The following is a 4,696-nucleotide window of genomic DNA, read 5'->3' as shown; positions in this document are numbered from 1 at the left end:
CGATGCCGCCGCTGGCGCGGCAGGCTCGGCAGGGAAAATTCCGGCCCCAGCCCGTCGCCCCTTCGGAGCGAAGTTCTTGGATTTTTTGCTTTGGAAGCCTGCCGCATCGCTGATGCGGGTACCCTTTTCACCCTTTAAAAGTTTTTGGGGAAGGAGGGGGGCTCGGGGGGAGGGAACCCCTTTTTCCCAAAAAGGGGTTCCCTCCCCCCGATTCCTCTTCTCCCTCTCCCCGGGAGCGCATAATGCGGCAATGCTGGTGTGGGACGGGCGGGCTGGAGCCCTTTAGCGACGGGTACATGCTGTGTCCGGCCTGCGGCACGCTGGTGTCGCGGGAGGACCGCGCCGAGGGCTACGGCCGCGACTACTGGTACGACCATCAGGAGGGCGACCTGGGCCAACCTTCCATCGAGGCCCGGGCCAGGCTCGATCTGCCGGAGCGGTGCGTCTATTGGCTGCGGCGGTTCTTGCGCGCCTGCCTGCCGCCGGGCGACGTGCTGGAGCTCGGCTGCGCCCACGGCGGCTTCACGGCGCTGCTCTCGCGGGCGGGCTTTTCCGCCCGGGGCCTGGAGCTCGACGGCTCCGTGGCCGGCATCGCCAGGGAGACCTTCGGCGTGTCGATGCTGACCGGCCCCCTGGAGGAGCAGGACATCGCGCCCGGAAGCCTGGCCGCGGTGGTGCTCATGGACGTCATCGAGCATCTGCCCGACCCTGTGGGGCTCCTGCGCCGGGTGACGGGGCTGCTTGCCCCGGGCGGCGTCGTCTTCGTTCAGACCCCGCGCTTTCCGGCCGGCATGACCCATGCCGGGTTGCTGGCCGCCGGCGACCCGTTCGCGCGCATGCTGCTGCCGGCCGAACACCTCTATCTTTTCAGCGAAAAGGCCGTGCGTAAACTTTTCGCTTTCGCAGGATTTGACAATTTGTGTTTCGAAACGCCGCTCTTTCCGTATGACATGTTGTTTACAGCCGGCCGGGAGCCCCTGGCCGACCATGGTCGCGAGGCTGTCGAGGCGGCCCTGGCGCGCACGCCGGACGGCCGGTTCGTGCTGGCCATACTCGACTTGGCCGGTCGGGCCGAAGAGGCGGAAGCGCGGGCGGCGGCCCTGTGCGGCGACGAGGCCGCGGCCAATGGTGGGCTCGAAGGCGTCATCCGCGAGACGGCCTCGGGCTGGACGAGTCGGGGCCGGCTGCCGGAAATCGTCAACAAGGCCTTGCTGCGGGTCAATCGTCTGGCCTGGGCCTACAACAAGGGCGTCAAGCACCTGCTGGCCAGGGGCCTGGCCCGGGCCGAGCTTGCGGCGCGCAAGGCGGACGGCGAAATCCTGGTGCTGGTGGACCTGACCCCGGTGCTGCCCGGCGGGGACAACGGCGGGGCCAAGCTCATGACCATTCTGCTGCTGCACGAGCTTCGCGCCATGCGCCCGGACTGGCGGTTCGTGTGCCTGGTCTCCGACGCCGCCTTCGACGAACTGGCCCATCTGGACGCGCCCAACATGGAGCGGGCCCGGGCCAGCGCCATCGGCCACGTCCGGGGCATCTCCTCCTGGAACGGCAGGAAGGTCGATCTGCTCTTTTGTCCCTTCACCATGCCGTATTTCCACCATCCCGACGTGCCGGCCGTGTCGGTGATCTACGATCTTCAATACGCGTATTATCCGCAGTTTTTCTCCTCCGAGGAGGAGGCCGGCCGGGAGCGGACGTTTCTCACCGCCGCCAGGGTGTGCGAGCGGCTGGTGTGCATCTCGGATTTCGCCCGGGCCACGGTCCTGGAGCAGGGCAACGTGCCGCCGGGGCGCACGGCCACCATCCACATCTCCCTGCCGCGCCGCCTTTCCCGGACCGACGCGGCGGCCGCAGCCGCCGCGCGCCAGCGCCTTGGCCTGGGCGACGACCCTTATTTCCTGTATCCGGCCAATTTCTGGCCCCACAAGAACCACCGCATGCTGCTGACGGCCTTTGGCATGCTGTGCGCCCGGCGGGAAGGCGAACGGGCGCGCCTGGTGCTGACCGGCGCGGACACGGGGCTGCGCCAGGAGCTCGGCCGGGCCGTGACGAGCCTTGGTCTCGACGGGCGCGTGCACTTCGCCGGCTATGTGTCCGACGAGGAACTCTCGGCCCTCATGACGGGCGCGACGGCCCTGGTCTTCCCGTCGCTTTTCGAGGGCTTCGGCATGCCGCTGGTCGAGGCCATGGCCGTGGGCACGCCCATCGTCTGCTCGAGCGTCACGAGCCTGCCCGAGGTCGGCGGCGAGGCGGCCGTCTATTTCGACCCGCGCCGACCCGAAGACATGGCGCAGGCCCTGGCCCGCCTCCTGGACGAACCCGGGCTGGCCGGGGAGCTTATCGCCAAGGGGCGCGACCGGCTGTCCGTCTTCGGCGGCCCGCAGGACATGGCGCGCAAGTACCTGCAGGTCTTCACCGAGGTGCTGGAGCGGCCGGTGTCCCAGAGCACGGCCGTGCGCGGACTCTACGCCGACGGTTGGTGCGGCTCGCGCCTTTTCGCCGCCTTCGGCCCGGCCGCGCACCGGCAGTGGCTGCGGGCGCGCTTCGCCCTGCCGGCGGACGCGCCGTCGGGACGGGTGCGCATCGAGACGTTCCTGGACGGCAAGCTGGTCGGCCGGCCGAGGACCCTGGCCCGGGGCAAGGAGGCGTCCTTTTCCCTGGATCTCGGCCCCCACGGCGGCTGCGTGGAATTCTTCCTCGACGGCGCGCGGCGTGGCGAGAAGGCAGGGCCGGGCGCGGACCGGCGCAGGCTCTCGGCGCGCTGCCTGGAGCTGCGCCTGACCGACGGCGCGCGCGAGGTCGACCTGCGCTACGGGGATGCCCATGGCCAGGCTTAGCCTCTGCGTCGTCACCCCCTCCTTCAACCAGGGGCGCTTCATCGGCCGCACCATCGAAAGCGTGCTGTCCCAGGGCGTGCCCGATCTCGAATACGTGGTCATGGACGGCGGCAGCACCGACGAGACCGTGCGTGTGCTCGAAGGCTACGCCGGCAGGCTGCGCTACGTCAGCGAGCGCGACAAGGGCCAGCCCGACGCGGTCAACAAGGGCATCGCCGCCACCTCCGGCGAGGTCGTCGGCTGGCTCAATTCCGACGACGTGTACTGCCCGGGCACATTTGAAGCAGTGCTTGAGGTTTTTGAAAAATATCCTGAAGTGGACGTCATTTACGGCGACGGGGACCACATCGACGTGGACGACGCCGTCATCGAGCCCTATCCGGTCGAGCCCTTCGACCTGGAGCGGCTCAAAAACCGCTGCATTCTCTGCCAGCCGGCGACCTTTTTCCGGCGGCGGATCGTGGAGCGGCTGGGCGGCTTGGACCTGCGCTGGCAGTACACGCTCGACTACGAATTCTGGCTGCGCCTGGCCAAGGGCGGGGCGGTCTTTTCCTACCTGCCGCGAAAGCTGGCCGGGTCGCGGTTCTATCCCCAGACCAAGACCTCCGGGGCCAGACTCAAGGTGCACGCCGAAATCAACGACATGATGGTCGCCACCTTCGGCCGGGCCCCGGACCGCTGGCTGGCCAACTACGCCCACGCCCTGGTCCGGGAGCGGTGGAAGCTCGCGGAGGGGGCGATGTTTTTCACCCCGGCCGTGGCTGTGGCCGCCCTTGCCGCCTCGGTGCGCTGGAATCGGGACGTCTCTCCCGCCCTGGCCCGGGCAACGGCGTCGTGGCTCACCCGGGGCAAGCTCTTTGCGGGCGCGCAACTATGAGGATCGGCTTCGACGTGTCCCAGACCGGCGCGGGCAAGGCCGGCTGCGGCTATTTCGCCGCCGGGCTCCTGGACGCCCTGGCGCGGCTGGACCGGCAAAACGACTATGTCCTGTATCCCGCCTTCGGCGACTTCTTCCGGGAACCGCGCCCCAAGGCCTGCCTGCGCCCTGACGGCGGCCGGTTCAGGACGGGGCCGACGTTTCGCCGGTTTTCTTCCCAGAAGCGGTTCTTCCGCCAGCCGCCGCCGGATTTCGAGGCTCGGCTCGGCGCGCCGGACATCGTGCACGCCAACAATTTCTTTTGCCCGGCCGGCTTGCGTCGGGCCAGGCTCGTCTACACCCTCTACGACCTGTCGTTTCTGGAGAACCCGGCCTGGACCACGGAAGGCAACCGCACGGGCTGCTTCGACGGCGTCTTTCGCGCCGCCGTCTCGGCCGACCGGGTGGTGTCCATTTCCGAATATTCCCTCAATCACTTCTTGAGGGTTTTCCCGAATTACCCGCGCGAGCGGACCGTGGTCGCGCCCCTGGCCAGCCGGTTTTCCGCCGATTCCCCGCGCGAGAAGCCCAAGGCCGTGGGGGAGCTTTCGCCGGGAAGCTTTTGGCTGTGCGTGGGCACCATCGAGCCGCGCAAGAACCACGAGCGGCTTTTCGCCGCCTACGCCGCCTGGCTGCGGGAGACGGGCGGGGACATGCCGCTGGTGCTGGCCGGGGGCAGGGGCTGGCTCATGGACGACGTGGCCCGCACGGTGCGCGAACTCGGCATCGCGGACAGGCTCGTCTTCACGGGCTACGTGTCCGACGCCGAGCTGGCCTGGCTTTACGCCTCGTGTCACGCCTTTCTCTATCCGTCGCTTTTCGAGGGCTTCGGCCTGCCGGTGCTGGAGGCCATGAGCCTGGGCGCGGCGGTGGTCTGTTCCGACGCCACGTCGCTGCCCGAGGTGGCCGGCGACGCGGCCGTGCTGGTCGATCCCCTGGACGT

At 68.9% G+C, this 4,696-nt stretch carries 3 protein-coding genes; all 3 read left to right on the top strand.

Annotated features, from left to right (window positions below; genetic code table 11):
* Positions 1 to 242: 242 nt before the first annotated feature.
* A complete protein-coding gene (locus Q1K70_RS07900; protein ID WP_300157606.1) occupies positions 243 to 2,837 on the top strand; it encodes a glycosyltransferase in 2,595 nt (864 codons plus the stop codon).
* Complete coding sequence (locus Q1K70_RS07895; RefSeq protein WP_300157604.1) at positions 2,824 to 3,714, top strand: glycosyltransferase family 2 protein; 891 nt, start codon at positions 2,824 to 2,826, stop codon at positions 3,712 to 3,714. Before Q1K70_RS07900 ends, Q1K70_RS07895 begins: the two co-directional genes overlap by 14 nt.
* Positions 3,711 to 4,696: glycosyltransferase family 1 protein (locus Q1K70_RS07890; RefSeq protein WP_300157602.1), on the top strand; the 986-nt coding region annotated here is incomplete at its 3' end. The genes Q1K70_RS07895 and Q1K70_RS07890, both read left to right, overlap by 4 nt.

Origin of the sequence: Solidesulfovibrio sp. (genome assembly GCF_029978005.1) — a bacterium.
Taxonomy (GTDB): Bacteria; Desulfobacterota; Desulfovibrionia; order Desulfovibrionales; family Desulfovibrionaceae; genus Solidesulfovibrio.
Note: the sequence above shows the minus strand (reverse complement) of the source record. Positions and strands in the feature narration are given on the sequence as shown.